This is a genomic window from Barnesiella sp. ET7, assembly GCF_024733785.1.
GTDB lineage: Bacteria > Bacteroidota > Bacteroidia > Bacteroidales > Barnesiellaceae > Barnesiella > Barnesiella merdigallinarum.
In genome coordinates this window covers 26,438-52,081 of sequence record NZ_JANRHM010000002.1, presented here as the reverse complement: position 1 = coordinate 52,081, position 25,644 = coordinate 26,438, and the positions used below count along the sequence as shown (strand labels likewise).

The 25,644-nt window shown below is 53.9% G+C and carries 27 protein-coding genes; 11 read left to right on the top strand and 16 right to left on the bottom strand.

Going from position 1 to position 25,644, the window contains the following annotated elements; genetic code table 11:
- Window positions 1-6: 6 nt before the first annotated feature.
- Window positions 7-471, bottom strand: coding sequence for a single-stranded DNA-binding protein (locus tag NW211_RS01615; protein WP_087409285.1), 465 nt, complete (start codon window positions 469-471; stop codon window positions 7-9).
- Between the two features lie 776 nt (window positions 472-1,247).
- Here NW211_RS01615 and NW211_RS01610 point away from each other — a divergent pair.
- Window positions 1,248-3,266 carry a histidine kinase gene (locus NW211_RS01610; protein WP_258326700.1) on the top strand — a complete coding sequence of 673 codons (2,019 nt, stop codon included), beginning with the start codon at window positions 1,248-1,250 and terminating at the stop codon, window positions 3,264-3,266.
- A gap of 1 nt (window position 3,267) precedes the next feature.
- Window positions 3,268-4,029: a LytTR family DNA-binding domain-containing protein gene (locus tag NW211_RS01605; protein WP_258326699.1), complete on the top strand. Its 762-nt coding sequence runs from the start codon at window positions 3,268-3,270 to the stop codon at window positions 4,027-4,029.
- 34 nt (window positions 4,030-4,063) lie between these two features.
- Here NW211_RS01605 and proC read toward each other — a convergent pair whose 3' ends face one another.
- From proC to surE, 7 genes are all read right to left on the bottom strand, one after another.
- On the bottom strand, window positions 4,064-4,852 hold the full coding sequence (proC, locus tag NW211_RS01600; RefSeq protein ID WP_087409289.1) for a pyrroline-5-carboxylate reductase: 789 nt from the start codon (window positions 4,850-4,852) through the stop codon (window positions 4,064-4,066).
- Window positions 4,849-5,973 (bottom strand): aspartate aminotransferase family protein, encoded by a 1,125-nt coding sequence (locus tag NW211_RS01595; protein ID WP_258326698.1) that lies wholly within the window; start codon window positions 5,971-5,973, stop codon window positions 4,849-4,851. Before NW211_RS01595 ends, proC begins: the two co-directional genes overlap by 4 nt.
- 13 nt (window positions 5,974-5,986) lie before the next feature.
- Window positions 5,987-6,955, bottom strand: a complete 969-nt coding sequence (argC, locus tag NW211_RS01590; RefSeq protein ID WP_087409291.1) for an N-acetyl-gamma-glutamyl-phosphate reductase — start codon at window positions 6,953-6,955, stop codon at window positions 5,987-5,989.
- 45 nt (window positions 6,956-7,000) lie between these two features.
- Window positions 7,001-8,203, bottom strand: coding sequence for an argininosuccinate synthase (locus NW211_RS01585; RefSeq protein ID WP_087409292.1), 1,203 nt, complete (start codon window positions 8,201-8,203; stop codon window positions 7,001-7,003).
- 9 nt (window positions 8,204-8,212) lie between these two features.
- A complete protein-coding gene (locus NW211_RS01580) occupies window positions 8,213-8,779 on the bottom strand; it encodes a GNAT family N-acetyltransferase (protein ID WP_087409293.1) in 567 nt (188 codons plus the stop codon).
- Window positions 8,780-8,836: 57 nt separating this feature from the next.
- Window positions 8,837-9,322 carry an arginine repressor gene (locus NW211_RS01575; RefSeq protein WP_087409294.1) on the bottom strand — a complete coding sequence of 162 codons (486 nt, stop codon included), beginning with the start codon at window positions 9,320-9,322 and terminating at the stop codon, window positions 8,837-8,839.
- 337 nt (window positions 9,323-9,659) lie between these two features.
- The gene (gene surE / locus NW211_RS01570; protein ID WP_087409295.1) at window positions 9,660-10,445 is read right to left on the bottom strand and encodes a 5'/3'-nucleotidase SurE; all 786 of its coding nucleotides are present in this window, start codon (window positions 10,443-10,445) and stop codon (window positions 9,660-9,662) included.
- A 281-nt stretch (window positions 10,446-10,726) separates the two neighbouring features.
- On the opposite strand from surE, the gene NW211_RS01565 reads away from it, so the two are divergent.
- The 4 genes from NW211_RS01565 to NW211_RS01550 are packed head-to-tail and all read left to right on the top strand — an operon-like array spanning window position 10,727 to window position 14,789.
- Entirely contained in the window at window positions 10,727-11,491 is a 765-nt protein-coding gene (locus NW211_RS01565; RefSeq protein ID WP_087409296.1) for a ParA family protein, read from the top strand.
- Between the two features lie 27 nt (window positions 11,492-11,518).
- Window positions 11,519-12,397, top strand: a complete 879-nt coding sequence (locus NW211_RS01560) for a ParB/RepB/Spo0J family partition protein (protein ID WP_087409297.1) — start codon at window positions 11,519-11,521, stop codon at window positions 12,395-12,397.
- Between the two features lie 22 nt (window positions 12,398-12,419).
- Window positions 12,420-13,253 (top strand): DUF5683 domain-containing protein, encoded by an 834-nt coding sequence (locus NW211_RS01555; RefSeq protein ID WP_087409298.1) that lies wholly within the window; start codon window positions 12,420-12,422, stop codon window positions 13,251-13,253.
- A gap of 27 nt (window positions 13,254-13,280) precedes the next feature.
- Window positions 13,281-14,789 (top strand): lytic transglycosylase domain-containing protein, encoded by a 1,509-nt coding sequence (locus NW211_RS01550; protein WP_258326696.1) that lies wholly within the window; start codon window positions 13,281-13,283, stop codon window positions 14,787-14,789.
- Window positions 14,790-14,803: 14 nt separating this feature from the next.
- Here the strand turns inward: NW211_RS01550 and NW211_RS01545 are convergent, their stop codons facing one another.
- The 4 genes from NW211_RS01545 to pyrH all read right to left on the bottom strand — a co-directional run bounded on the left by NW211_RS01545 (window position 14,804) and on the right by pyrH (window position 17,929).
- Window positions 14,804-15,469 (bottom strand): C40 family peptidase, encoded by a 666-nt coding sequence (locus NW211_RS01545; protein WP_258326695.1) that lies wholly within the window; start codon window positions 15,467-15,469, stop codon window positions 14,804-14,806.
- Window positions 15,470-15,527: 58 nt separating this feature from the next.
- Window positions 15,528-16,460: a ribosome small subunit-dependent GTPase A gene (rsgA, locus tag NW211_RS01540; protein WP_258326694.1), complete on the bottom strand. Its 933-nt coding sequence runs from the start codon at window positions 16,458-16,460 to the stop codon at window positions 15,528-15,530.
- A gap of 118 nt (window positions 16,461-16,578) precedes the next feature.
- On the bottom strand, window positions 16,579-17,139 hold the full coding sequence (frr, locus tag NW211_RS01535) for a ribosome recycling factor (RefSeq protein ID WP_087409302.1): 561 nt from the start codon (window positions 17,137-17,139) through the stop codon (window positions 16,579-16,581).
- A gap of 79 nt (window positions 17,140-17,218) precedes the next feature.
- On the bottom strand, window positions 17,219-17,929 hold the full coding sequence (pyrH, locus tag NW211_RS01530; RefSeq protein WP_087409316.1) for a UMP kinase: 711 nt from the start codon (window positions 17,927-17,929) through the stop codon (window positions 17,219-17,221).
- Between the two features lie 188 nt (window positions 17,930-18,117).
- Here pyrH and NW211_RS01525 point away from each other — a divergent pair, with 188 nt between their 5' ends.
- Window positions 18,118-19,005: a lipopolysaccharide assembly protein LapB gene (locus NW211_RS01525; RefSeq protein ID WP_258326693.1), complete on the top strand. Its 888-nt coding sequence runs from the start codon at window positions 18,118-18,120 to the stop codon at window positions 19,003-19,005.
- Here NW211_RS01525 and NW211_RS01520 read toward each other — a convergent pair.
- The gene (locus NW211_RS01520) at window positions 18,991-19,740 is read right to left on the bottom strand and encodes a biotin--[acetyl-CoA-carboxylase] ligase (protein ID WP_258326692.1); all 750 of its coding nucleotides are present in this window, start codon (window positions 19,738-19,740) and stop codon (window positions 18,991-18,993) included. The two genes, NW211_RS01525 and NW211_RS01520, sit on opposite strands and share 15 nt — an antisense overlap.
- Before the next feature lie 18 nt (window positions 19,741-19,758).
- On the bottom strand, window positions 19,759-20,127 hold the full coding sequence (locus tag NW211_RS01515) for a YraN family protein (protein WP_087409305.1): 369 nt from the start codon (window positions 20,125-20,127) through the stop codon (window positions 19,759-19,761).
- Between the two features lie 173 nt (window positions 20,128-20,300).
- Between NW211_RS01515 and NW211_RS01510 the strand changes: the two genes are divergently transcribed.
- Together NW211_RS01510 and NW211_RS01505 are read left to right on the top strand one after the other, a co-directional pair.
- Window positions 20,301-21,005: an SIMPL domain-containing protein gene (locus NW211_RS01510; protein WP_087409306.1), complete on the top strand. Its 705-nt coding sequence runs from the start codon at window positions 20,301-20,303 to the stop codon at window positions 21,003-21,005.
- Between the two features lie 91 nt (window positions 21,006-21,096).
- Window positions 21,097-21,540 (top strand): nucleoside deaminase, encoded by a 444-nt coding sequence (locus tag NW211_RS01505; RefSeq protein ID WP_258326803.1) that lies wholly within the window; start codon window positions 21,097-21,099, stop codon window positions 21,538-21,540.
- A gap of 445 nt (window positions 21,541-21,985) precedes the next feature.
- Here NW211_RS01505 and NW211_RS01500 read toward each other — a convergent pair whose 3' ends face one another.
- Window positions 21,986-22,249, bottom strand: coding sequence for a hypothetical protein (locus NW211_RS01500; RefSeq protein WP_309249693.1), 264 nt, complete (start codon window positions 22,247-22,249; stop codon window positions 21,986-21,988).
- A 47-nt stretch (window positions 22,250-22,296) separates the two neighbouring features.
- Window positions 22,297-22,524: an acyltransferase family protein gene (locus NW211_RS01495; protein WP_258326690.1), complete on the bottom strand. Its 228-nt coding sequence runs from the start codon at window positions 22,522-22,524 to the stop codon at window positions 22,297-22,299.
- Window positions 22,525-22,746: 222 nt separating this feature from the next.
- Here NW211_RS01495 and rpsA point away from each other — a divergent pair, with 222 nt between their 5' ends.
- Both rpsA and NW211_RS01485 read left to right on the top strand, forming a co-directional pair.
- Window positions 22,747-24,549 carry a 30S ribosomal protein S1 gene (rpsA, locus tag NW211_RS01490; RefSeq protein ID WP_087409308.1) on the top strand — a complete coding sequence of 601 codons (1,803 nt, stop codon included), beginning with the start codon at window positions 22,747-22,749 and terminating at the stop codon, window positions 24,547-24,549.
- Window positions 24,550-24,696: 147 nt separating this feature from the next.
- Window positions 24,697-25,617, top strand: a complete 921-nt coding sequence (locus NW211_RS01485) for a ribonuclease Z (RefSeq protein WP_258326689.1) — start codon at window positions 24,697-24,699, stop codon at window positions 25,615-25,617.
- The last annotated feature ends 27 nt before the right edge of the window (window positions 25,618-25,644 follow it).

Here is a 25,644-nt window from a genome sequence, read left to right as displayed (position 1 = left end):
AATCTATCAGAACGGCAAATCGTCGTCGGCACTATTTCCGCCAAGCGGTGCATTTCCCGGGTTGGCCGGAGCCTGGTAGCTTTGCGGTTGAGCCTGAGGCTGTGCGGCCGGAGCCGGTGCTGCGGTTGCCTGGCTGTCGCGACGGCCCAGCAGCTCCATGTTGTCGACATAGATTTCGGTGGTGTAGCGGCGAATCTTGTTCTGGTCTTCCCACGAGCGGGTACGAATCTTTCCCTCGATATAGAGTTGAGTGCCTTTGCGCACATACTTCTCGGCCACTTCGGCCAGGCCGCGCCAGGCCACGATGTTGTGCCACTCGGTTTTATCGGGTATCTGCACCCCGCTTTGGGTGGTATATCCGCGTTCGGTGGTTGCCAGGGTGAAGTTGGCCACGCACACGTTGTTTTCGATGTATCGCACGTCGGGGTCTTTCCCCACGTTACCTATCAGAATGACTTTGTTTACAGACATATTGTTGAGTTGTTGGTGGTATAATCTTTTTCAAAAATAGAGCGTTCACTTGAACTTTATGCCGAACCGCATCCTATCTTCGTGTAACAAAGATAGAGAAAAAAGCGAGCCGATGCAAGTGGCGCTTGAGTTTTCGTGCAGGAGCAATCGACAAAAAAGGACTCCCTTGATTTCAAGGAAGTCCCTCATGTAAAAAAATACAGGAATGTGTCGTTTTTAACGACGGAACGGTTCTTGTTTTGTGATGGAGATCCTCTCTGTCTTGATGTGCGTGTAAAGGCTGCTCGAGCCCCCTTGCGCTCTCACGGCTGCTTTCTGGACTTGAATTTCGATATTCCTATATCGGGCATTCGCCCGAAAACAAGCCGCATGATGTTTCATGCCTTTACAAAGAGTATTCCTGTATTTATGTCCCCTTTTTTAGTTTTGTACTTTTGTTTTTTTGAACCGTGTAACCATACAAAATACAACTCAAAGATAGGACGATAAAAGCAGCCCGGCAACTGTGCGGTAGGTGGCTTTTGAGATAAGAGGCCCGATTGTTGGATAAGAGGTGAAAAATCGGGATTAACAGGTTTGTTTTTAAAAATGGTAAACGTGTCGGAAAAAAGTAGTACCTTTGTTTCTTGCAAAATGGTTGATGCTCGATATTGTCAAAGGGGGGCCCTTTCTACTCTCGTGGATGTGGTAAAATGCTGTCTCCGATTAGGCATAGCCCGCGAATGATTTATACCTTTTGAGCCTTGACTGTTGTTTATAGAATAAGTGATTGACCCATGAAAATAATACAGTTTTGGCGATTGGCCCCTTGGTTTTTGTGTGGGATATTGGTGGGTAGTGGCTGTACCTCTCGACAGTCCGAGACCGTATCGCTCGATGCCATTAACCAGACGATAGCCGATTCGCTGAAGAGACACAATATTTCGTTTGTCGTTCAGGCCATCAACCAGGGAAAACGCGAGGCGCGCGACAGCGACGAGTATTATAACTTTGTGACACAGGATATTGTACGCCATTTCTATACGGGGCGTCCCGACTCGGTATTGCTCAATACCGACAGCGTGCTGCACTATTTGTCGGGGAAACCCTTTTCGGAATTCCGTAACCGATTGATGGTCAAATGTATGCAGGCTAAGGGTATCTATTACACCCAGTTTGTGTTCAATGCCGACTCGATGCTCTTCTATCAGAAAGAGGCCTGTCGCTATGCCGAGCAGGGTGATGAAGAGTCGGAGAAGCTGTTGTGCTATGCCAATTTGGCCGATGCCTACAAGTTTGGAGGCGATTTGTCGATGAGTGCCATGACCTACCGGCAAGCCATTGCTCTGGCCGACTCCATTCAGGCCGATACGGCCAGCTATATTCCGCTGTACAGTGGTTTGGCTGCGACCTATACGACCCTGCGCGATTTTGAGCAAAGTCGAATCTGGTGGGAGAAGTGCGGCCGGTTGTGGCCCCTGATGACGGTTTACGACCGGTTCAACTACTTGAACAGCCTGGGTAACGACTATTTCTATCAAAAGGATTATCCGCAGGCGCTGGAGACCTTTTTGCGGCTCGATACTTTTCTGCTCGACTATCCCGACATGAAGTGGGAGCGCCACTTCTGCCAAGCCAACTTGTCGGACATCTACCTGAAGCTGCACCAGCCCGAGCAGGCTCGCCCGCTCATTGCCGAGAATCTGGCGTTTTTCGGGGCAAGCGGACACAACGAGATGGTGATGTCGCACCTGCGCACCCAACAGATGGAACTGGCTTTGCAAGATGGCGATTTCGACAAGGCCGGCGAGCTGGTGGCCCGGTATCCCTATCGGGACGAACTGCGGTCGGAGCAGGGATTGCTGCGGCTCGATTTCCTGCGGCGGTTTTCAGAGGCCCGGCACGATTGGAAGCGGGCATTCGAATACAGTCAGACCTATACCTCCCTCTCCGATTCGCTGCGCAGCGAGCGGGTGCGCATGAAGATTGCCGAGAACCGCATGCGCTACGAGCGCGATGCCACCATCCTGAATCAATACCTGGTCATCAGCGACAAGGAGGCCCAGTTGATGCGCACCTACGCCCTGCTGGCCGGGGTGACGGTCGTTGTGCTGGTGCTGATTTTTTTCTACTTCTACCGCCGCAAACAGGTGAAACAGCGGGAGGAGCAGATGATGCGGCGCATCGTGACCATGAAGATGGAGAATGCCCGCAACCGCATCACGCCGCACTTCATCTACAATGCTCTCAACCACGAGTTGCTGGCCCGGCAGGAGGGGCGCCCTTCGTCGCTGGGGGTCCTGGTCGACATGCTCCGCCAGGGGCAGTCGCTGGCGAGTGCCTTCATCACGACGCTGCGCGAGGAGCTCGATTTTATCAACCTCTATGTAGCTGTCGAGGGCGAGTCGCTGGGCGAAAATTTTGATTATCAGGTAAAGGTAGCCGATGGAATTGCGCTGGATGCCGTGCAGTTGCCCTCGATGATGGTGCAGATTTTCGTGGAGAATGCCATTAAGCACGGCTTGAAGAAACTGCCCCACGATGCCGCCAAACGGTTGACGGTACAGGTCGACCGCCACGACGGAGCCATCCGCATCGAGGTGCTCAACAACGGGCCGTTGCCCGTCGTGCAGCGTAGCGGCGACAAGGTCCAAGTGGGCTTGCGGGTCGTTGCCCAGATTATTCAGTTGCTCAACACCCGCAACAAGCGGCCGATGAGTTTCGAGTTGAGCGGCTGTCACACTCCCGAGGGTGAAGAGGGGTGTCGAGCCCAGCTGATTATCCCCGACGGCTATAACTTCGATATAAACGATTGATATGGAAAACAGAATTGATACCGTAATCGTCGACGACGACAACCCGTCGATACGGCTCTTGGCCGACCGGCTGAAAGCCTACCCCGATGTGCGGGTGGTAGCTACAGCCGGTAACGGCGAGGAGGGTTGGAATACGGTCTTGAGGTATAAACCCGACCTACTCTTTCTCGATGTGGAGCTCTCCGACACGTCGGGGCTGGAGTTCCTGTCGTCGCTCGACAGGCACATCGACTGGGATATGAAGGTGGTATTTTATACCTCGTACGAGAAATACCTGTTGCCGGCTCTGCGGTTGCAGGCTTTCGATTATTTGCTCAAGCCGGTGAGCGACAGTGAACTGTCGCTGATTATGGACCGTTACTACCTGTTGCGCGACGAGTCTAGCCGGATGGTTGTCCCGCCTTCGATACCGTCGCCGTCGCCGATGCAGTCGATACTGATTACCACCATTACCAACGACAAGCTCATTGTGCGGGCCGAGAATATCGGCTTTTTCAAATACGATTCGGAGCGCAAGTTGTGGAAGGTCATCCTGAACAATCTGCAGCACTTTATTCTGAAACACCAGACCACGGCCGATACGATTCTGAATTACGCTCCCGAGTTTATCCAGATTCACAAGTCGTATATCATCAATATCAATTACCTGTATATGATTTCGGAGAACAGCTGCACGTTGTTGCCTCCGTTCAACAAGGTGTCGGAGCTCCGGGTGAGCAAGGTCTACAAAAAGAAATTGCTGGACCGGTTTTACGATTTGTAAACCAGCCCAGCAATAGCTCTTCGGAGGGATGTGCCTATTTCGAGGCCTTCAATCCCCGAACGACGGCAGCCGAAAATCCGGCGGCCTCCATTTCGTTAAGTCCTTTGATGGTGATGCCGCCGGGTGTGGTCACGCGGTCTATCTCCACCTCGGGGTGGTTGCCGGTATCGAGCAGCAGTTCGGCGGCCCCTTTGACGGTCTGTTCTACGACCAGTTGGGCATCTTGAGGACGGAATCCCATCTCTATGCCCCCCTCGATGGCAGCCCGTATGTAGCGCATGGCAAAGGCTGTGCCGCAAGAGCAGAGCGCTGTGCCGGCCTCCATGAGGCTCTCGTCGACGAGAAGGCTCTTGCCCAGGCTGTCGAGCATCGTCTTGATGACGTCTACCTGCTCGGGTGTGGCGTTGTAGGGGGTGAAGAGGGTCATGCTCTGCCGGATAGCCACGGCCGTGTTGGGCATCACCCGGAAGATGGCGGGGATGGCATCGCCCGAAGCGAAGAGAGCGGCCAGGCGTTCGATAGTGGCGCCGGCTACAATCGAGACAATCATCTGGCGGGGCAGGTCGAGCTCCTTGCGAATGTCGATGGCCACGCTGTCGAGAACCCAAGGCTTCACGGCCAGGACGATGATGTCGGCATCCTTCACGGCGGCCTTGTTGTCGGTGGTGGTGTGAATCGAGGCAATCTCGCCCTGAATCGTTTCCAGTTTCTCTTTACCCCGGTTGCTCACTGTAATGTCGTCCGGGTTTACGAAAGTGCTTTTGGTCAGTCCGCGGGCTATGGCTCCACCCATATTCCCGCATCCTATAATCGTTATTTTCATGGAAGTATGTTTTTAAGTTTACCGATAAAACAATCGGCTTGTTCTTGCGATAGCGACAGAGGCGGCAGCAATCGTATCACGTTCGTGCCCGAGGCTCCGGTAAATACGTGCTGCTCGAACAGCAGTTTGTGGCGCAGCTCCTTGACGGGCTGGTCGAACTCGAGCCCGATCATCAACCCCTTGCCCCGTACCTCCTTGATTTGAGGAATCTCCCGGAGCCGGTCGATGAGGTATTGCCCCACGCGGGCCGCGTTGTCGACGAGGTGTTCGTCGCGCATCACGTCGAGCACGGCACAGGCAGCGGCGCAGGCCAGGTGGTTGCCGCCGAAGGTGGTGCCCAGCATCCCGTATACGGGGGTGAACTGGGGGCTGATGAGGACTCCCCCGATGGGGAATCCGTTGCCCATGCCCTTGGCCATGGTGATGAGGTCGGGGCGTATGCCGGCATGCTGGTGGGCAAAGAACTTGCCCGTGCGGCCGTAGCCTGACTGTACTTCGTCGACGATGAGCACGACTCCGTGGCGGGTGCAGGCCTCGCGCAGGTCGCGCAGGAACTGCGCGTCGGGTACCTGAATGCCGCCCACGCCCTGTATGCCCTCGATGATGACGGCGCAGACGTCGCCGGCGGCCATCTCCTGCTCGACACGAGCCATGTCGTTGAGGGGGAGGAAAGCCACCTCGAAGGTGTCGTTGATGGGGGCGACGATGCGGGGGTTGTCGGTCACCTTGACTGCGGCCGAGGTACGGCCGTGGAAGGAGTGGGCAAAGGCGATGACCTTCTTCTTGCCGGTGTGGAACGAGGCCAGTTTCAGCGCGTTTTCGTTGGCCTCGGCCCCCGAGTTGATGAGGAAGAGGGCATAGTCGTCATACCCCGACAGGGCGCCCAGCTTATCGGCCAGTTGCTGTTGCAGGCTGTTGATAACCGAGTTGGAGTAGAAGACGAGCTTCTGGGCCTGCTCGGTAATGCGTTTCACGTAGCAGGGGTGCGAGTGGCCTATGGAGATGACGGCGTGACCCCCGTAGAGGTCGAGGTACTCGGTGCCCTGCGTGTCGTAGGTGTAGCACCCTTTCCCGGCTACGATTTCCAGGTCGAACAGCGGATATACGTCAAATAGTTTCATAACAGTTTCCAGCTTAAAAAGCCGAAGGTTTCAACTGCAGCCCCACCCGTTCGTGCAGGCCGAACAGCAGGTTCATGTTGTGTACGGCTTGTCCCGAGGCTCCTTTCAACAGGTTGTCGATGACCGAGACGATGAGCAGTTTGCCGTCGTGCTTCTCGAGATAGAGGAGGCACTTGTTGGTGTTGACCACCTGCTTCAGGTCGGGCATCCGGTCGGTGAGGAAGGTGAAGTTATGATCGTCGTAGTAGGTGTTGTACAGCTCCTTCAGCAGCTCCAGCTCGACGGGGCAGTCGAGGTAGAGCGTGGCAAAGATGCCCCGCGAGAAGTTACCCCTGACGGGGATGAAGTTGATGGGGGCCGAGAAGCTGTTCTGCAACTTTGAGAGGCTCTGCCGTATCTCGGACAGGTGCTGGTGGTTGAACGGCTTGTAGATGGAGATGTTGTCGTTGCGCCAGCTGAAGTGGCTGGTGGGCGAGGGCTTCTGCCCCGCGCCGGTCGAGCCGGTGATGGCGTGCACGTGTATCTCGCTGTTGAGCAGCAGGTTCTTGGCCAGCGGTAGCAGCGCCAGTTGAATGGCCGTGGCGAAGCAACCCGGGTTGGCCACATGCTTGGAGCGGATGATGTACTTGCGGTTCAGCTCGGGCAGCCCGTAGACGAAGTCGTTGTCGGGGGCATCGAGCCGATAGTCGGCCGAGAGGTCGATGATGCGCAGCTCGTCGGGCAGCTTGTGGCTCTCCATGAACTTGCGGGTGTCGCCGTGTGCCGTGCAGAAGAAGAGCAGGTCTATTTCGTCGAAGGGCATCTCGCGGGTAAAGACAAGGTCGGTCTCGCCGAACAGTCCGGTGTGAACGTCGGTCACTCGGTTTCCGGCGTTGCTTTCGCTGTGTACGAACACAATCTCTACATCGGGGTGGTTGATCAACAATCTTATCAATTCGCCGGCGGTATACCCTGCGCCGCCTATAATACCTACTTTAATCATAACGATGGGGTTGACAGTTTTGATTTTCGGACTCTAATCTACGATTTATTTTTTGTTTTTATTTTGTATGGAATAGAAAATTTTCATCTGGTTGCCCAAAATTTTGGTGAAGCCCTTCACATCGTCGGCGCTCCAGGCCTTGTTCACCTCGCCGTATTCGCCGAAATCCGACTTCATCAGGTCGTAGTCGCTCTCGATGCCCACCAGCACATAGCGATAGGGGTGCAGCTCGATGATTACGCGGCCGGTGACGTTGTGTTGCGAGCTGTCGAGGAAGGCCTCGATGTCGCGCATGACCGGCTCGAGGTACTGGGCCTCGTGCAGGAACATGCCGTACCACGTGGCTACCTGGTCTTTCCAGTATTGCTGCCACTTGGTGAGGGTGTGCTTCTCGAGCATCTTGTGGGCGGCGATGATGAGCATGGGGGCGGCGGCTTCGAATCCCACCCGTCCCTTGATGCCGATGATGGTGTCGCCTATGTGCATGTCGCGGCCTATGGCATAGGGCGAGGCGATGGCTTCGAGGGCCTGTATGGCCTTCACCTTGTCGTCGTAGGCCTGCCCGTCGATGGCGGCAATCTCGCCCTTCACGAAGTCGAGTGTGAGGGTGCGGCTCTGCGTGGCCGTCATCTGCGAGGGGTAGGCCTCCTCGGGCAACGTCTGGTTGCTCTTGAGGGTCTCCTTGCCGCCGATGCTGGTGCCCCACAACCCTTTGTTTATCGAGTATTCCATCTTCTTGAAGTCGGCCGTGTAGCCGTGCTTCTTGAGGTATTCGATTTCGTATTCGCGGGTGAGGGTCATGTCGCGGGTGGGGGTGATGATGCCGATTTCGGGGGCCAGAATCTGGAACGTAAGGTCGAACCGCACCTGGTCGTTACCGGCACCGGTGCTGCCGTGGGCCACGTAGTCGGCCCCGATCTCCTTGGCATAGTTGATGATGGCGATGGCCTGGAAAGTACGTTCGGAACTTACCGAGATGGGGTAGGTGCCGTTGCGCAGCACATTCCCGAACACCATGTATTTGATGCTCTTCTGGTAATACTCCTGGGTGATGTCGAGCGTAGCGTGCTTGACGGCGCCCAGTCGGTAGGCTCGCTCTTCGATCGATTTCAACTCTTCGGGACCGAAACCGCCGGTGTTGGCAATGGCGGTATAGACGTCATACCCGCACTCCTGCGACAGGTATTTTACACAAAAGGAGGTGTCGAGACCTCCGCTAAAAGCCAATACTACTTTCTTGTTAGCCATGATATGCAGTTATTTTTGAGGTTGATTGTCGTTGTTTTCGTGTTCGTGGGGGTCGTAGAGCATGCCGGTGCAGAGGCACATGCGGCGGTTGTTGCGCTGCAGGATGTCGAAGTTGACGCAGCTCTCGCACCCTTTCCAGAAGGCGGGGTCGTCGGTGAGCGAGGCAAATGCCACGGGGCGGTAGCCCAGTTCGTTGTTGATTTTCATCACGGCCTCGCCGGTGGTGAGTCCGAATATTTTGGCTTCGGGGAATCGCTCACGCGACAGCTCGAAGGCTTTGCGTTTGATGCGTTTGGCCAGGCCGTGACCGCGATAGGCGTCGACGACGATGAGGCCCGAGTTGGCCACGAATTGCTTGTTGCTCCAGCTCTCGATGTAGCAGAAGCCGGCAAACTTGTCGCCGTCGAGCGCGATGATGGCCTTGCGCTCGAGCATCTTCTGTTTTACATATTCGGGAGACCGTTTGGCAATACCGGTTCCTCTTATCTTGGCTGCTTTCTCGATGGTGTCGAGGATGGTGTCGACGTAGGGGATATGTCTTTCGTCGGCAACGATGACTTTGATTTCTTCTTCCATAATGTGTTTGTCCTCTTCTCCTTAAGAGGGGGTTATAGCGTCGTAGAATTTGTGTGGTTACTTGTGCAGGTCGGGCATGAAGGGCGAGAGCGCCAACATGGCTTGCTGGTGGTTGATGTTCTCTTCGAGAATCACCAGCACCGTGTCGTCACCGGCGATGGTGCCCAGCACTTCGGGCGGCGTGTTGCTGTCGATGTCGTAGGCCAGACTGCCGGCATATCCGGGTCGGGTCTTGATGACTGCCAGGTTGCCCGAGAAGTTGATGGAGATGAAGCTCCCCGAGACTGGACGTTCGGAGTTGTCGGCCAGCTTCTCCTGCATGAGTTTCCCTACGCTCCCGATTTCGGGCATGATGTAGACGTAGGAGCCGTCGCTGCCGGGAACCTTGGCGATGCGCAGTTGCTTCAAGTCGCGCGAGAGGGTGGCTTGGGTCAGGTCGAAGCCCGATTCATGCAGACGTTGCAGAATTTCGTCCTGGCTTTTTACCCTCGAGTGGATGATGATTTCTCGTATTGCTTGTAGACGAGCAGCTTTATTTTTCATAATGCGAATTTTACTGTTGAATAATTATGCGACAAATATAACTAAAAAATAGAATAATGGAATAAAATTTGTATATTTTTTACAGTATAGGGCGAAATTTAAACTCTAACTGCATGCTTATGCAATAAAACAGTCTTTGAGCCTGCCGGTCGGTCGGGTGTGGCTCGGATGTGGGGAGAAGAGGAGAAATTTTTTCGACGCTATAACCCCCTCCCTTGCACCTTTGCCTCCCGTGAGTTGTCCGGGCTGTGTCATGCAAAAGGGTGCGCTCGATTGGAGAACCGGAACGCACCCTTGTATTGCCTGTTAGAGTAGGGGTTTCACCCCCTGCTGTAATTTACAGGTTCAATATCGAGGCAAACTCGGGTGCGGTGCCGACGGCCGAGCAGTCGGTCGAGCAGGGTACGATGGTGGCGTAGCCGCGGTCGAGCCAATACTCGTCGGTATCGGTGGCATCGGGTTCGTTGTTTTTGAAGGTGCCGGTGAGCCAGAAGTATTCCCGGCCGTGCGGGTCGACGCGGCAGTCATACTCTTCGGTCCAGTATCCCTGGGCGGCCCGGCACAGCTTCACGCCGTTGAGTTGCGGCCGGTTGGGTATGTTCACGTTGAGCCCGATACCCTGCGGCCATTGCTTGGCGGCGAGTGCCTTCCGGCAGATGTCGACCACGAGGTCGCGGCACGGTGCAAAGTCGGCATCGGCCTTGTGGTTGCAGAGTGAGAAACCTATGGAGGGGATGTGCAGCAGCGCTCCCTCGAACACGGCACCCATGGTGCCCGAGTAGACCACGCTTACGCCCGAGTTGGAGCCGTGGTTGATGCCCGAGACGATGAGGTCGGGGCGACGGTCGAACAGAATATTCATCGACAGTTTTATGCAGTCGACGGGCGTACCGTTGGTGCTGATCTGGCAGAAGCCCTCCTGCTCGTCGATTACCTTCATGCGCAGGGGCACGGTGACCGTGATGGCCGAGCTCTGTCCCGAGCGGGGGCCGTCGGGGGCCACCACTACGATGTCGCCCAGCGGTTTCAGAAATTGGGCGACCTGCTGCAATCCTCTGGCCTGGATGCCGTCATCGTTAGTGATGAGGATGAGCGGTCGCTGAGAATGAATTATTTTTTTCATATCATGCGGAAATCTGTTTAATGATGCAAAAGTAATGAATAAAAATCTTAATCTTTTATATTTTAACGGATAATATGGAGTCCTAAAATAGGTAAAAGAGGCGGCCGTTTCTGGTGGAAGTCTCTGAAAAAAAGTGTATCTTTACGCAGAAAAACAGCGAAGTGGCTGTTGTGTTTATCAACAAAAGGGGCCACTTATCAACAATTGGACTATTTTCGAGTACACCGGAGTGCGTAATGTGGATGAAAAGATATTCCTTTGTATAGTGAAAAAATAACAGTATGGGTAAAATTATCGCTATTGCAAATCAAAAAGGGGGCGTCGGGAAGACGACGACTTCGATCAATTTGGCTACCTCTCTGGCTGTTTTGGAAAAGAAGGTTTTGCTCCTCGATGCCGATCCTCAGGCCAATGCCTCGTCGGGTCTGGGCATAGACCCGCAACAGGTGAAATCGTCGATCTACGAGTGTCTGGTAGGACAGGCCTCGATTAAGGATTCGGTGGTAGATACCTGTGTCGACGGGCTTAACCTGGTAGCTTCGCATATCGACTTGGTGGGTGCCGAGCTGGAACTGATGAATATGAGAAACCGCGAACGGGTGTTGGCGCAGGCGCTCAACGAAGTGCGCGACGACTACGACTACATATTGATCGACTGCTCGCCCTCGTTGGGACTGATTACGGTCAATGCCCTCACCGCGGCCGATTCTGTTATTATCCCCGTACAGGCCGAATATTTCGCGCTGGAGGGGATTAGCAAATTGTTGAATACGATTAAGATAATCAAATCGAAACTGAACCCGAAGCTCGAAATCGAGGGCTTTCTGCTCACGATGTACGACTCGCGTTTGAGACTGGCCAACCAGATTTACGAAGAGCTGAAAGGCCACTTCGGCAGTCTGGTGTTCAATACGGTAATCCAACGGAACATCCGTTTGAGCGAGGCCCCCAGTCACGGCCTGCCGGCGTTGCTCTACGACTGCGAGTCGCGGGGTAGCGTCAACCACATGGAGCTGGCCAAAGAGTTGATTACCAAGAATCGATAGATAGTAGAAAAGAAGGAGAACAAAGATATGTCAGCACCTAAAAGAAGTGCATTGGGTAGAGGACTGGATGCCCTGATTTCGATGGACAACATCGTTACCAGCGGTACCTCCTCGATTCATGAAGTAGAGTTGTCGCGGATTGTGCCCAACCCCGACCAGCCCCGGCGCGAGTTCGATCAGGAGGCGCTCGAGGAGTTGGCGGCTTCGATTCGCGAGTTGGGCATCATACAGCCCATTTCGCTCCGACAGTTGGAGGGCGGCGACTACCAGATAATTGCCGGTGAACGCCGTTACCGCGCTGCCCAGATGGCCGGGCTCGACACGATTCCCGCCTATGTGCGTACGGCCGAGGACGAGACCCTCATGGAGATGGCTCTCATCGAGAACATCCAGCGCGAAGACTTGAACGCGATTGAAATCGCCCTGGCCTTCCAGAAGCTCATCGAGCTCTATCAGCTCACGCAAGAGAAGCTGAGCGAGCGGGTGGGCAAGAAACGGACCACCATAGCCAACTACCTGCGGCTGTTGAAACTCCCGGCCGAGGTACAGATAGGCCTGCGCGACAAGCGCATCGACATGGGTCACGCCCGGGCTCTGCTCTCGGTCTCCGACCCGGCCCTGCAGCTCGAGCTCTACGAGCGCATCCTCTCCGACGGGTTGAGCGTGCGCAACGTCGAGGAGTTGGCCAAGACCCTTGCGGCCGGTGGCGAACGTGCCCGCAAGAAGGCACAGAAGAAGGTGATGATGCGGCAGGAGTACAACGTGCTCAAATCGCACCTCTCCGACTTCTTCCAAGCCAAAGTGCAGTTTAGCTGCGACGAGAAAGGAAAAGGAAAAATATCGATCCCGTTTAAGAACGAGGAAGACTTAGAACGAATTATCGGTTTGTTCGATAAATTGAAATAGAGTTTTGAGACTATCGGGTAACATGGGCTGGAAAAGAGCCTCGATACTGGTGTGGATAATAGGGTGGTGGAGCTTGACGTCGTTGGGCGCGGTTCCCGAATTGTCGCGGCCTGTTACCGGCGGACGGCTCGTCCCGGGTGCAGCCCGTCAGGCCCAGGGGGCCAAGAGCCTCCCGGCCGATTCGATACGGGCCGTCGAGCCGCAAGTGGTGGCCGACTCGGTGTCGGTGACCTCGGGCGACAGCATAGGCGCGCTGCTGCAAGACTCGGTACCCCTGATGATTACCGACTCGCTGGGGCAGATTGCCCTGGCCGATACCGCCCAGCTGAAATCGACACACCGCAAGTCGTGGCGTCCCGCCTCGTTCAACCCCGACCCCATGCGGGCGGTGTGGCTGTCGGCCCTCTTCCCGGGACTGGGGCAGATTTACAACCGCCGCTACTGGAAACTGCCTATCGTCGTGGGCGGTTATGTGGGGCTCTTCTATGCGACGACCTGGAACAGCAACATGTTGGCCGACTACCAGCGGGCCTATCTCGATATCATGGACAGCGACCCCACGACCAACAGCTATATGGACTTTTTCTCCTCGGCTTACAAGGAGGAGGATATAGACAAGGATTGGCTCACCAGCGTGCTGAAGCAGCGCAAGGACTACTACCGGCAGTATCGCGACCTCTGTATCATCTGCATGATCGGGCTCTATGCCATCTGTATGATCGATGCCTATGTCGATGCCCAGTTGTATCACTTCGACGTGAGCCCCGACATATCGATGCAGTGGCAGCCGGCCGTGATACCCACCGGCCGATCGGCATTGCCGGCGGTGGGTGTGCAGTGTGCGATTACGTTTTAATGAATTGGAATAAAGAGAAAGAGGATAATGAAGAGGATAGGATTTATTTTAGCAGGTTTGGGGCTTTCGTTGTGTAGCTTCGCCCAGGGGGTGGAGCTCGACGAGGAGTATATCGAGTTGGATACGACCGAGGTGGCCTTGCCCGACTCGATGGAGATATTGGTCTCTGACAGTACCGAAGTGTATCCCGAGAGTATGGAGGCCGATTTGAATACACTGCTGACCAACTGGTACATACAGCAGTATGCCGTGGTCGACAATTCGTGCCTGGAAAACAGCGTGAATGTCGATTATCCCGACTCGGTCTATATCCGCAAGCTGTCGCAACTGCCCACGGTTATCGAGATGCCCTACAACAGCGTGGTGCGTCGCTATATCGACATGTATGTGCAACGACGTCGTGCCCTGGTGGAGAACCTGCTGGGTCTGAGTACCTACTACATGCCTATCTTCGAGGAGGCTCTCGAGCGTGAAGGGCTCCCGCTCGAACTGAAATATCTGCCCATCATCGAGTCGGCACTGCGACCCGATGCCACTTCGCGTGCGGGTGCCGCCGGCTTGTGGCAGTTCATGGTGAAGACCGGCAAGAGCATGGGACTCGAGGTGAACAGCCTGGTCGACGAGCGCCGCGATCCCATCAAGTCGTCGGCCATGGCGGCCCGCTACCTCAAAGACCTCTACGGCATCTATCACGACTGGGCATTGGCTATAGCCTCGTACAACTGCGGCCCCGGCAATGTGAGCAAGGCCATCCGTCGCTCGGGCGGCAAGACCGACTATTGGGAGATTTATCCTTACCTGCCTCGCGAGACGAGGGGATACGTGCCGGCCTTCATTGCCGTCAACTATGTGATGAACTATTACAACGACCACAATATTTGTCCCGTGCTTACACGTCGGCCCCTCCTGACCGATACGGTGCAGGTGACTCGCCGGGTGCACCTCAAGCAAATATCCGATGTGCTGCAAATCCCGATCGAGGAGATTCGCAGCCTCAATCCCCAGTACCGCCGCGACATTATCCCGGGCAACATTCGCCCCTATGCACTCATCTTGCCTTCGCAGCAGGTCTATGCCTATATCGAGGCTCAGGACGATATTTTTGCCCATGATGCCGAGCTGTATGCGCAGCGCACTTCGGTCGAGCCGGCCGGTATTGCCCCCGGCACGATGGTCTATCACAAGGTGCGCAAGGGTGAGACTCTCTCGAAGATAGCTCAGAAGTATGGCGTATCGGTGAGCAATCTGCGGGCCTGGAACAACCTGAGCAAGAGCTCCTATCTGCGTATCGGGCAGCGATTGGCCGTGAGCAGCAAGGGGGCGAAGAAGAGCAGCAGTACGGCTGTAGCAGCTTCGTCGGCCAAAAGTAAAAGCGGTTCTTCGGCGTCGAAGTATCACACGGTGCGCAAAGGCGAAAGTCTGTGGACCATCTCCCAAAAGTATAAAGGCATTTCGGCCGAAGACATTAAGCGCGAAAACAATCTGAAAGGCAATGCCATCCGGCCGGGACAGCGGCTGAAGATTCCGGCAGCCTGATCAGGACCGATTATTCAATCTCCATCGAAAGGGGTATCGTCGTCTATCTCCTCGAGGTCGATAATGGCATCGAGGATGAGACTTTGGTCTATTTGAGCAAAGTAGATACGGCGGGCTCCCATGTACCGTTTGGCATAATAGGGCGACGAGCTCCAATCCTCGCGTATACCCTGCGAGGTAGAGGCATGTATGAACTTGAATCGCCCGTCGGGGTAGACTTCGGTTACCAGTCCTACGTGTCCCACCCTTGCCCGGCGGCTGTTACTCCCCTTGAAAAATACCAGGTCGCCCCGGCGTATCTGTTCGTCGGCTACCGAGATGCCCTGCAGAAACTGCGAAGCCGAACTGGCGTTGAGCGGGTAGGAAAAGTGGTTGAAGACATATTGCATGAATCCCGAGCAGTCGAATCGATTGGGTCCCTTTCCGCCCCGGCGGTAGGGGGTGCCGGTATATTTGCGGGCATAGACGATGAGGCTGTCGATTTGTTTGTCGACCAGAGTTTGAGGCAGAGGTACCGACAGCGGCTTCATCAGCGAGTCGGGTATGTTTACGGCGGTATTGGTATCGCGAGGGGTTGCAGCGGTATGGCTTTTTTTAGGAGCAGCTCCGGCCGACAGAAGACAGGTTGCGGTCAGAAATACGATGGCTGCGTGACGATAAGTAATACAAATCCTCTTCATAATCTTTCTTGTTTTTGAGCGATAGGCCGGTCGCCTGAGTCGGGATGGATGCGGGTTGTCAAAAGGCTTCTCGGTATTTCCCGTCGGAACTGTCGTCGATGATGCTCAGGTAGCTGGCGTATCTCGATTCGCTTATCTCGTGATTTTCGAGAGCCTTCAACACCGCACAGCCGGGTTCGTGCCGGTGGGTGCAGTCGCTGAAGCGGCATCCCCGCGAAATCTCGAATATCTCGGGGAAGAAGTGAGCCACCTCGCTTGGGTCGAAGTCGATGGTGCCGAAACCCTTGATGCCCGGGGTGTCGATGAGGTATCCCCCTTGAGGCAGCGGGTACATCTCGGAGAAGGTGGTCGTGTGCATGCCCTTGTGGTGGGCGGTCGATACGGCACCGATTCTGATTTCGACACCGGGCAGGATGCGGCTGATGATGGTCGATTTCCCCACCCCCGAATTACCCGATAGCAGGGTGATGCGATCTTTGAGCGAGTCGGTGATGAAGTCGAACCCCTCGCCCGTGGCGGCCGACACGCAGCGGCACTCGTAGCCGATGGAGCGGTAGAGGTAGCAGAGTGCCTCGGCATACTCCCGGTCGTCGGGGGTGAAGGTGTCGCACTTGTTGATGACGATGTGCACGGGTATGCGGTAGGCCTCGGCCGTGGCCAGAAAGCGGTCGATGAAGGTGGTCGAGGTGAGGGGCGAGTTGACGGTGACCACAAGCAGGGCCAGGTCGATGTTGGCGGCGATGATGTGCGACTCTTTCGACAGGTTGGAGGCCCGGCGTATGATGTAGTTCTTCCGCTCGTGTATGCGGGTGATGAAGGCGGTATGGTCGGGGTTCATCTCGATGTCGACCCGGTCGCCCACCGATACCGGGTTGGTACTGCGTATTCCCTTCAATCGGAAATTCCCCTTGATTTTGCACGGTATCGACTCGCCCGCATCGGTGCGCACGATATACCAGCTACCCGTATTTTTGATGACAAGCCCTTCCACGTAATCGGTTTTTTGGTTACAAATGTAGCAGAAAGTTTTGGAAATGGAAATAAAAAGGAGGTGAGCCTGTGGTTTTTCGACCCGGCTCACCTCTGGTATGACCAATTTGAAAGTGTCGTTATACGGTGAGAATCTCTTTCTCCTTCTCGGCAAAGATGTCGTCGATTTTTTTCATGTATTTGTCGTGCAGCTTTTGAGCCGAGGCTTCGCCATCTTTGGCTACATCTTCCGACATGCCCTCTTTCTGGGCCTTTTTCAAGGCGTCGATTACATCGCGGCGGGCGTTACGTACGCTCACTTTGGCATTTTCGGCCTCTTGTTTCGACTGTTTCACGAGCGCTTTGCGTCGTTCCTCGGTCAACGGGGGAATGGAGAGCCGGATAATTTCGCCGTTGTTCTCGGGGGTGATGCCCAGCTCGGAGTCGAGAATGGCTTTTTCGATAACCCGGAACATCGATTTTTCCCACGGGGTGATGACGATGGTGCGGGCGTCGGGCACCGAAATGTTGGCTACATTCGAGAGCGGGGCCTGGCTGCCGTAGTAGTCGACCCGTATGCCGTCGAGAATCCGCGGGTTTGCTTTACCGGCCCGGATGTGAGCCAGAGCCTCGTCGAGGAATTCGATAGCCATAGACATTTTTTCTTCGGCCGTGTTGAGATATGTTTTTACGTCGTCCATAATAAAGTAGGGTTGAAAAGTTTCTAATAGTTTTGTGAACAAATGTACTCTTTTTTTCGAGAATGACCAAGCGGGCCGGTTAATATACCAGGGTGCCGATGTTCTCGCCCGACAATACCTTTTTCAGGTTGCCCACGGTATCCATGTCGAATACGATGATGGGCAGGTGGTTCTCTTTGCAGAGGGTGGTGGCGGTGAGGTCCATTACCTTCAGGCCGCGGGTGTAGATTTCGTCGTAGCTGATCTTGTCGAACTTCACGGCGGTGGGGTCTTTCTCGGGGTCGGCCGTGTAGATGCCGTCGACGCGGGTACCCTTGAGCATCACGTCGGCTTCGATTTCGATACCGCGCAGGGCCGAACCGGTGTCGGTGGTGAAGAAGGGGTTGCCCGTTCCGCACGAGATAATGGCGATTTCGCCCTTCTGCATGGCCTCGATGGCTTTCCACTTGCTGTAATGCTCGCCGATGGGGAACATGTTGATGGCCGTGAATACCCGGGCCTTTTGGCCTACCTTCTCGAGCGCCGAACTCAAGGCCAGGCTGTTGATGACAGTGGCCAACATGCCCATCTGGTCGCCTTTCACCCGGTCGACCCCTTGGGTCGTTCCGCTCAATCCGCGGAATATGTTGCCGCCGCCGATGACGATACCGATTTCGATACCCATCCCGGCAATCTCTTTGATTTGCGAGGCATACTCGGTTACCCGTTTTTCGTCGATGCCATATTGTTTTTCACCCATGAGCGACTCGCCGCTCAGTTTCAGGAGTATTCTTTTGTAACGATTGCTCATAACCACACTGTGTTTGTTGATTTTATTGGTTTTCAAAAATAGTGAATTTTTATTATTCTCTGAATTTTGGGTCGCAAATTCTGTAAGAAAAATAGCAGTTTCGTTTTTTTAGCCTCTTCTTTGCCGATATTCCGCTGCCGAATGTGTATATTTGTCCGTCTGTAATGTGATTGATTAAACGTATGAATATGAGGCGGGTAATAGGTGTGCTTCTTTTGTGTGCGACGCTCTTTGCGGCATGGGGTGAACAGCCGTATCGCACTGTATTGCGGAAGGCCGACGACTACTTTGTAAATGCCGAGTGGCGCGATGCTCTTGCCATGTGCGACACGCTGCTCGAGCGTCGACCCGGTCGGGTGAAAACCTATGTCGATGCGGTGGTTGCTTCGGCCATGCTCAACGACTCGGCGGCTATCATGCAATATGTGGTGCGGTCCGAGATGCAGGGGCTCTCGCTCGATTCGCTCTTTACGGGCATCGATGTGCTCTCCCGCTCCATTGGACAGACCGGCGTGTATGAACAGGTGCTGCTGCTGGTCAAGAGCGAGCAGCCTTGGTTTACGCGGGTGGCAAACAATTACCTGTTGGGTTACTACGAGTTCCGGCGTGATGCGGTCCACACCCTGGCCATTGCCGATGAGTTGCTGGCGGTGATGCCTCGCCAGGTCAACTACCTGAAGTCGAAGGCTAATGCCCTGCTGCTGGCCGGCGACAGCGAGGCCGCTGTCGAGGTGCAGAAGTCGATTCTGCAAATCGACTCGCTCGACTTCGATGCCAATCTTTTTCTGGGTAGCTACTATGCCGTCAAGGGGCAGGAACGACTCGATTCGATAGATACCCGTTATCTCGAGGAGGTGGGGCAGCCACCGGTGCAGGCCTCGTACTATCGCGAGGCCAAGCGCGAGGTACTCGCTTCCGATATAGCCAGTGCCCGTCGCTATTTTACGGCGGCGGTTCAGAGGCAAAGCAATCGGTATTTGACCGACCAACTGGCTCGGCTGGACCGTCTGACCGACGAGTTGCCCCAGCTCAGCGGCATTGTCAAACCGTTGCTCTGGCGGTTAAAGCAGGAATGATACCTCTTTGAAGGCGAAGCGTCTCTCCTCGCCCGTATCGGTCGTGAGTATCAGATGGCCGTCGGGCTCTACCCCTGTAATCGAAGCATAAAAGGTTTTGCCCTCGCTGCAATAGGGATACTCTCCGTCGTTGCGGTAGAGGGTGGCTGCATACTCTTCGCGCAGCGCCCGGGCCGAGTCGGTAAAGGTCTGCTGGTAGCGGGTGCGGAAAGCATCGACAAACTGGTCGAGAACCGCCTCGATGTCATAGGTATGACCCGTAATCTGGAACAGCGAAACGGGGTTGGGAGCATCGCTCACGAAAGTTGCTTGATTGATGTTGAGTCCTATGCCCACGATGGAGCGGGCAAAAGTGGTGCCGCTCAATACATTTTCGATGAGGATGCCGGCTATCTTCTTGTCCTCCCAGTAGATGTCGTTGGGCCATTTGATGGAGAAGCCTGTGGCATAGCGGCCGAGCAGGTCGGTCATGGCCAGCGAAACGGCCTGCGAGAGCAGAAACTGTTGGTTGGCCGGGATGTGTTCGGGGCGCAGCAGCAGGCTGAAGGTAAGGTTCTTGCCCGGTTCCGATTCCCACGAGTTGCCCCGTTGTCCACGTCCGGCCCGTTGGGTATCGGTGTAGACGATATAGCCCTCGGGCAAGTGCCGGTCGGTATCGAGTTGTTGCAGATAGGTGTTGGTCGAAGCGGTTTCGACCAGGTGGTCTTTGGTGAAAATTATCTCTTTGGTTTCCATTGCGTTTGCAGATGAATGTTAACAGTTAAGAGGGGCGAGAAAGGCATCTTCGATATGTTCGATTTCGAAGCTGTCGTTATTGCCCACAAGGGTGATGATGTCGAATCGCACCTCGAACGGGATATTGAACAGGCGTATGTAAGCATCGGTAGCCCGCACGATATTCTTGATTTTGCGCAGGGTCACCGCCTCTTCGGGGCGTAGAAAGTCGAGACTGCTGCGGGTCTTCACCTCGACCACGACGAGGGTCGTGTCGCGATAGGCCACCAGGTCGAGCTCCATCTTCCCGCTGCGCCAGTTGATGTCGCGAATGATGTACCCCTTTGAGATGAGGTATTCGGCCGCCCGTTCTTCGCCGGTCTTTCCCAATTGGTTGTGTTGTGCCATAGGCTTGCGATTGGGTAGCGAATATACGAAGATTCGGCGGGAATCGGAAGCCGGAGTGCAGATAAAGTGAAAGAGAATAGGGGGAAAATGGTTTTTAAGCGTTATCTATTCAATTATTCAATAATAGTTATATATTTGTGCAGGAGTATGTAATCCGTAAAAATAGAAGAGATATGAAAAACAAGTGGATTGTACCGGCTATCATTGTAGCCTTGGGCCTGTTTTTGTTGGGCCAGCGTATCGAGAGTGGCATCGTCAAGTCGAAAGAGGCTGTGCGAACGGTCTCGGTGAAAGGCCTTTCGGAGCGGGAAGTCCCGGCCGATCGGGTCATCTGGCCGCTGGTATATAAGGAGTTGGGCAACGATTTGAGCTCGATATACCGGGCGGTGAATGCCAAGAACAAAATCGTGATCGATTTCTTGAAATCGAACGGCATTGGCGAGAACGAAATTTCGGTGGCCCCTCCCAGCATCGTCGACATGCAGGCCGACCGATATAGCAACCTCAATAATCCGTATCGATACAACGTCACCTCGGTTATCACCGTTTCGTCGAATCAGGTCGACAAGGTGCGCGAGCTCATTGTGAAACAGGCCTCTCTGCTGGAGCAGGGGGTAGCCATCGTGTCGGGCGACTACCAGTACAACACGCAGTTCCTCTTTACCAAGTTGAACGAATTGAAACCCGAGATGATTGCCGAGGCCACCCAGAATGCCCGTATCGCCGCCGAGAAGTTTGCCAAGGATTCGGACAGCAAGCTGGGCAAAATCTCTTCGGCCTATCAGGGGCAGTTCTCTATCGAGGATCGCGATGCCAATACACCTTATTTAAAACACGTGCGCGTAGTGACCTCGGTGGTTTATTACCTGAAAGATTGATTGAAATTGTTTTATGCGTTAACTTTGCGGAGAGTCCTTGAGTCGGTAGCGACCGGGGATTCTCCACTTTTTTTATAAGTGCAACAGAATGATGGACGATAAAGAAAAAGACGAGCGATATATGCGGATGGCCTTGCAGGAGGCCCGGGCGGCTTTCGAGGCTGGCGAAATTCCGGTGGGGGCCGTAGTGGTGTGTAAGGACCGGGTAGTAGCCCGAGCCCATAACTTGACCGAGTGTCTGGGCGATGTGACGGCTCATGCCGAGATGCAAGCCATCACCTCGGCGGCCGCTTCGTTGGGGGGCAAGTATCTGACCGACTGTACCCTCTACGTTACCCTGGAGCCTTGTGTAATGTGTGCCGGGGCTATCGGATGGTCGCAGTTGTCGCGTGTCGTCTTCGGGGCCGGCGACGACAAGCGGGGTTACCGCCGCTTTGCTCCCGAAGCCCTGCACCCCAAAACCCGCGTCGAGTCTGGTATTCTGGCCGACGAGTGCGCCGCCTTGATGAAGAGCTTTTTCAAACGGCGGAGGTAGGTTACAGACCGAAGCAACGGTATATGAGCGGGGATGGTATTTTCTTGATGATTTTGGCAACGAGTACCGGGAGATAGATACCTATGAGAATGCTGGCCAGATAGAGAGTCCAATAGGAGACCTCGGAATGGGGGATTTTCGTGTATACGATTCGAATGGCTATTTGCGGGAAGATACCCAGTAAAAAGATTTGGAATGTATAATCTCTGAACGAAGCAAACAGCCGAGGTGTCAAAGGTGCCAGATTAAGAGCTAAAGAGGTTGAAGCGAGTATACCCGAGAGATTTAGCAGCAGCCTGGGGCATCCCGGAATAAGCGTAAAGGCACAGAATAGAGCCAATAGCACGATGAATATCCAAGGTGTGCTCAGGTATTGGTGCAGGTGAAATTGACAAAAGAGTATCCCCAGACAAAAGAAAATCAGCATATAAGCCACATTGGAGAGTCAGAGCAACTCAATATCGGCAGGAAAAAATAGATTCAGTGCGATACACCCCAATAAGAGTATTCCAATCTTGAAGGGACTTGTAATCATATATTTCAAGAGAGGGTAGGTAAGCATGATAATAAAGAGAGTTGCGACAAACCACATTTCGCTTAAGGGATTGCTCCCCGGATACAGGAAACTGTTGACAAACTGCGAAATTGACAACTCCACAGGGCGTTTCATAAACGGGGCAAATGCAAATTTCACTGCAAATGTGAACAGCGTGAAGAAGAGAAACGGAATACCTAATCGTTTGAGCTTATCGATAACTACATTTTTTTATAAGCGATATTGCGGCTTATTTTGGTATAATAGAAAAGGAAGCCCGATATAAACATGAACAGGGGCATGTGGAAACTGTAAATAATTGTTTCGATGGCTGCGCTTACCGGGGTCTCGGGATTCTCAAAGGTTCCGGTGAGCGTGATGTGCCCGACGACGACCAGCAGCATGCTCCATCCTTGCAGTATCTGGAGCCATGTAATTTTTTGTTTCATGTGGGGGTAGTAATAGTCTTTCTTTATAAAACACAAAAAGTTTATATTTATTGTATGTTTTTTCTTGATTGCCGGCAGGGTTCCGGTTTTTGTCGTGAACGATTGTAAGTGATTATTATCGAAATAGTTTGCAGAGAAAAAAAGATTTCGTATCTTCGCACCGATTTTAACAGACCATATAATGTCTAACTTAGTAATCAAAAAATCAATTATTTAAACAACATGAGTGAAGAACTGAAAAATGGCCCGGTAGAAAATTTCGACTGGGACGCCTATGAAAATGGCGAAGTGTATGGCGACAAAAGCCACGACGAATTGGTAAAAACTTATGACCAATCGCTGAACACCGTTAAAGACAAAGAGGTAATCGAAGGTACGGTTATCGCCCTGAACAAGCGCGAGGTAGTCGTAAACATCGGTTACAAATCGGATGGTATCATTCCGATGAGCGAATTCCGCTACAATCCCGATTTGAAAGTGGGAGACAAAGTAGAGGTTTATATCGAAAATCAAGAAGACAAGAAAGGACAATTGGTTCTGTCGCACAAGAAAGCCCGCGCTACCCGTTCTTGGGATCGTGTTAACTCGGCTCTCGAAAACGACGAAATCATCAAGGGTTATATCAAATGTCGTACCAAGGGCGGTATGATTGTCGATGTATTTGGCATCGAAGCATTCTTGCCCGGTTCTCAAATCGACGTGAAACCCATCCGCGACTACGATGTATTCGTAGGTAAAACGATGGAATTCAAGGTGGTTAAAATCAATCAAGAATTCAAGAACGTGGTTGTTTCGCACAAGGCTCTCATCGAGGCCGAGCTCGAGCAACAGAAGAAAGAGATCATCGCCAAACTCGAAAAAGGTCAGGTTCTCGAGGGTACCGTCAAGAACATTACCTCGTATGGTGTATTCATCGACCTGGGCGGCGTAGACGGTCTGATTCACATCACCGACCTCTCTTGGGGCCGTGTTTCGCACCCCGAAGAGGTGGTTTCGCTCGACCAGAAACTCAACGTCGTTATCCTCGACTTCGACGACGAGAAGAAACGTATCGCTCTGGGCTTGAAACAACTGCAACCGCATCCCTGGGATGCTCTCGATCCCAACCTGAAAGTAGGCGACAAAGTAAAAGGCAAAGTCGTTGTGATGGCCGATTACGGTGCATTCGTCGAAATCGCTCCGGGTGTAGAGGGTCTTATCCACGTTTCGGAAATGTCGTGGTCGCAACACCTGCGTAGCGCTCAAGACTTCATGAAAGTGGGCGACGAGGTAGAGGCCGTAATCCTTACGCTCGACCGCGAAGAGCGCAAAATGTCGCTGGGTATCAAACAACTCAAACCCGATCCCTGGGAAAATATCGAAGAGAAATATGCCGTTGGTTCGCGTCACCACGCCAAAGTTCGCAACTTCACCAACTTCGGTGTATTTGTTGAACTCGAAGAGGGCGTAGACGGTCTTATCCACATTTCGGACCTCTCTTGGACGAAGAAAATCAAACACCCCTCGGAGTTCACTCAGATCGGTGCCGACATCGAAGTTCAAGTGCTCGAAATCGACAAGGAGAACCGTCGTCTCAGCCTCGGTCACAAACAACTCGAGGAGAATCCTTGGGACGTATTCGAGAACATCTTTACCGTTGATTCTATCCACGAGGGTACAATCGTCGAGATGCTCGACAAGGGTGCCGTTATCGCATTGCCTTACGGTGTAGAAGGTTTCGCTACTCCCAAACACCTGGTAAAACAAGACGGTACGCAAGCTCAACTCGAGGAGAAACTCCCCTTCAAGGTTATCGAGTTCAACAAAGACGCCAAACGTATCATCCTCTCGCACAGCCGTATCTTCGAAGATGAGGCTAAGGCTGAGGCCAAGAAAGAATCGGCTGCCAAGAAAGCTGCCAAGAAAGCTGCTAAGGCCGAGGATACGATTGTAACTCCGCAAGTTGAGAAGACGACGCTGGGCGACATCGACGCTCTGGCTGCTCTGAAAGAGAAACTCGAAGCCGAGGACAAAAACAACAAATAATCGTTGTGAAGTAATCGACAAATGACTCTATACCGATAGGCCGGCAATTTTGCCGGCCTATCTTTTTATCGGGGTATCGTATTGTCTGAAGTAACGTATCTGCTCGAAAAGGGTTATCTTTGTAGATATTGTATACCGTCAGAAGTTATGGGAAAATTTGAAATCAATGTTTTGGGATGCGGCTCGGCCTTGCCTACCTTGCGTCACTACCCGAGTACTCAGGTGCTCAATCTGCGTGACAATCTGTTTATGATCGATTGCGGCGAGGGGGCGCAAATCCAGTTTCGCCGCATGCACCTGAAGTTTACCCGGCTGGGGCACATCTTCCTGAGTCATCTGCACGGCGACCACTGTTTCGGGCTTATCGGCCTGATTTCGACCCTGTCGTTGCTGGGGCGCACGGGCGAGCTGGTGATTCATGCCCACCCGCAGGCCGAGGCGGTTTTCCGTCCGCAACTCGACTTCTTTTGCCGGGAATTGCCCTTTGCCGTGCGGTTCGAACCCGTCGTGCCCAATTGTTCGGAGGTAATCTACGAAGATCGTTCGATACGGGTACGCTCCTTGCCGTTGATTCACCGGGTGCCCTGCTCGGGCTTCCTTTTCGAGGAGAAGCCGGGGCAGCTTCATCTGCGGGGCGATATGGTGAAGTTCTACGACATACCCGTCTACCGGAGAGCCGAAATCAAGGCCGGTGCCGACTACACGACCCCCGACGGGCAGACCATACCCAATGACCGACTCACCACCCCGGCCGACCCGCCGCTACGCTATGCCTATTGTTCCGACACGGCCTACAACGAAGCCCTCATTCCTTTGATTGAAGGGGCCGATTGCCTCTATCACGAAGCTACGTTTGGCGACGATGCCGAGGAGTTGGCTCGCCTTACCTGCCATTCGACGGCTCGTCAGGCCGCTCGTATTGCCCGGGCTGCATCGGTCAAACAGTTGGTGCTGGGCCATTTTTCGGCTCGGTACGAAGATGAGCAGCCCCTTTGCGACGAAGCCAGCCAGGAGTTTACCCCCTGCACCCTGGCCCGGGAAGGAATGAAGATTGTTTTGGGCCGATGAGCCGCATAAACAAAAGTGAGGATGAAA

Bases quoted from the DNA above. Each gene is read 5' to 3' on its own strand.
- rpsA (WP_087409308.1), top strand. From the start codon at position 22,747: ATGAGTGAAGAACTGAAAAATGGCCCGGTAGAAAATTTCGACTGGGAC.
- frr (WP_087409302.1), bottom strand. From the start codon at position 17,139: ATGGACGACGTAAAAACATATCTCAACACGGCCGAAGAAAAAATGTCT.
- NW211_RS01580 (WP_087409293.1), bottom strand. From the start codon at position 8,779: ATGGAAGAAGAAATCAAAGTCATCGTTGCCGACGAAAGACATATCCCC.
- NW211_RS01560 (WP_087409297.1), top strand. From the start codon at position 11,519: ATGTCAGCACCTAAAAGAAGTGCATTGGGTAGAGGACTGGATGCCCTG.
- NW211_RS01510 (WP_087409306.1), top strand. From the start codon at position 20,301: ATGAAAAACAAGTGGATTGTACCGGCTATCATTGTAGCCTTGGGCCTG.
- NW211_RS01605 (WP_258326699.1), top strand. From the start codon at position 3,268: ATGGAAAACAGAATTGATACCGTAATCGTCGACGACGACAACCCGTCG.
- NW211_RS01495 (WP_258326690.1), bottom strand. From the start codon at position 22,524: ATGAAACAAAAAATTACATGGCTCCAGATACTGCAAGGATGGAGCATG.
- pyrH (WP_087409316.1), bottom strand. From the start codon at position 17,929: ATGAGCAATCGTTACAAAAGAATACTCCTGAAACTGAGCGGCGAGTCG.
- NW211_RS01485 (WP_258326689.1), top strand. From the start codon at position 24,697: ATGGGAAAATTTGAAATCAATGTTTTGGGATGCGGCTCGGCCTTGCCT.
- NW211_RS01565 (WP_087409296.1), top strand. From the start codon at position 10,727: ATGGGTAAAATTATCGCTATTGCAAATCAAAAAGGGGGCGTCGGGAAG.
- NW211_RS01515 (WP_087409305.1), bottom strand. From the start codon at position 20,127: ATGGCACAACACAACCAATTGGGAAAGACCGGCGAAGAACGGGCGGCC.
- surE (WP_087409295.1), bottom strand. From the start codon at position 10,445: ATGAAAAAAATAATTCATTCTCAGCGACCGCTCATCCTCATCACTAAC.
- NW211_RS01505 (WP_258326803.1), top strand. From the start codon at position 21,097: ATGGACGATAAAGAAAAAGACGAGCGATATATGCGGATGGCCTTGCAG.
- NW211_RS01595 (WP_258326698.1), bottom strand. From the start codon at position 5,973: ATGAAACTATTTGACGTATATCCGCTGTTCGACCTGGAAATCGTAGCC.
- NW211_RS01585 (WP_087409292.1), bottom strand. From the start codon at position 8,203: ATGGCTAACAAGAAAGTAGTATTGGCTTTTAGCGGAGGTCTCGACACC.
- NW211_RS01545 (WP_258326695.1), bottom strand. From the start codon at position 15,469: ATGAAGAGGATTTGTATTACTTATCGTCACGCAGCCATCGTATTTCTG.
- proC (WP_087409289.1), bottom strand. From the start codon at position 4,852: ATGAAAATAACGATTATAGGATGCGGGAATATGGGTGGAGCCATAGCC.
- NW211_RS01615 (WP_087409285.1), bottom strand. From the start codon at position 471: ATGTCTGTAAACAAAGTCATTCTGATAGGTAACGTGGGGAAAGACCCC.
- NW211_RS01575 (WP_087409294.1), bottom strand. From the start codon at position 9,322: ATGAAAAATAAAGCTGCTCGTCTACAAGCAATACGAGAAATCATCATC.
- NW211_RS01520 (WP_258326692.1), bottom strand. From the start codon at position 19,740: ATGGAAACCAAAGAGATAATTTTCACCAAAGACCACCTGGTCGAAACC.
- NW211_RS01610 (WP_258326700.1), top strand. From the start codon at position 1,248: ATGAAAATAATACAGTTTTGGCGATTGGCCCCTTGGTTTTTGTGTGGG.
- argC (WP_087409291.1), bottom strand. From the start codon at position 6,955: ATGATTAAAGTAGGTATTATAGGCGGCGCAGGGTATACCGCCGGCGAA.
- NW211_RS01550 (WP_258326696.1), top strand. From the start codon at position 13,281: ATGAAGAGGATAGGATTTATTTTAGCAGGTTTGGGGCTTTCGTTGTGT.
- NW211_RS01525 (WP_258326693.1), top strand. From the start codon at position 18,118: ATGAGGCGGGTAATAGGTGTGCTTCTTTTGTGTGCGACGCTCTTTGCG.
- NW211_RS01555 (WP_087409298.1), top strand. From the start codon at position 12,420: ATGGGCTGGAAAAGAGCCTCGATACTGGTGTGGATAATAGGGTGGTGG.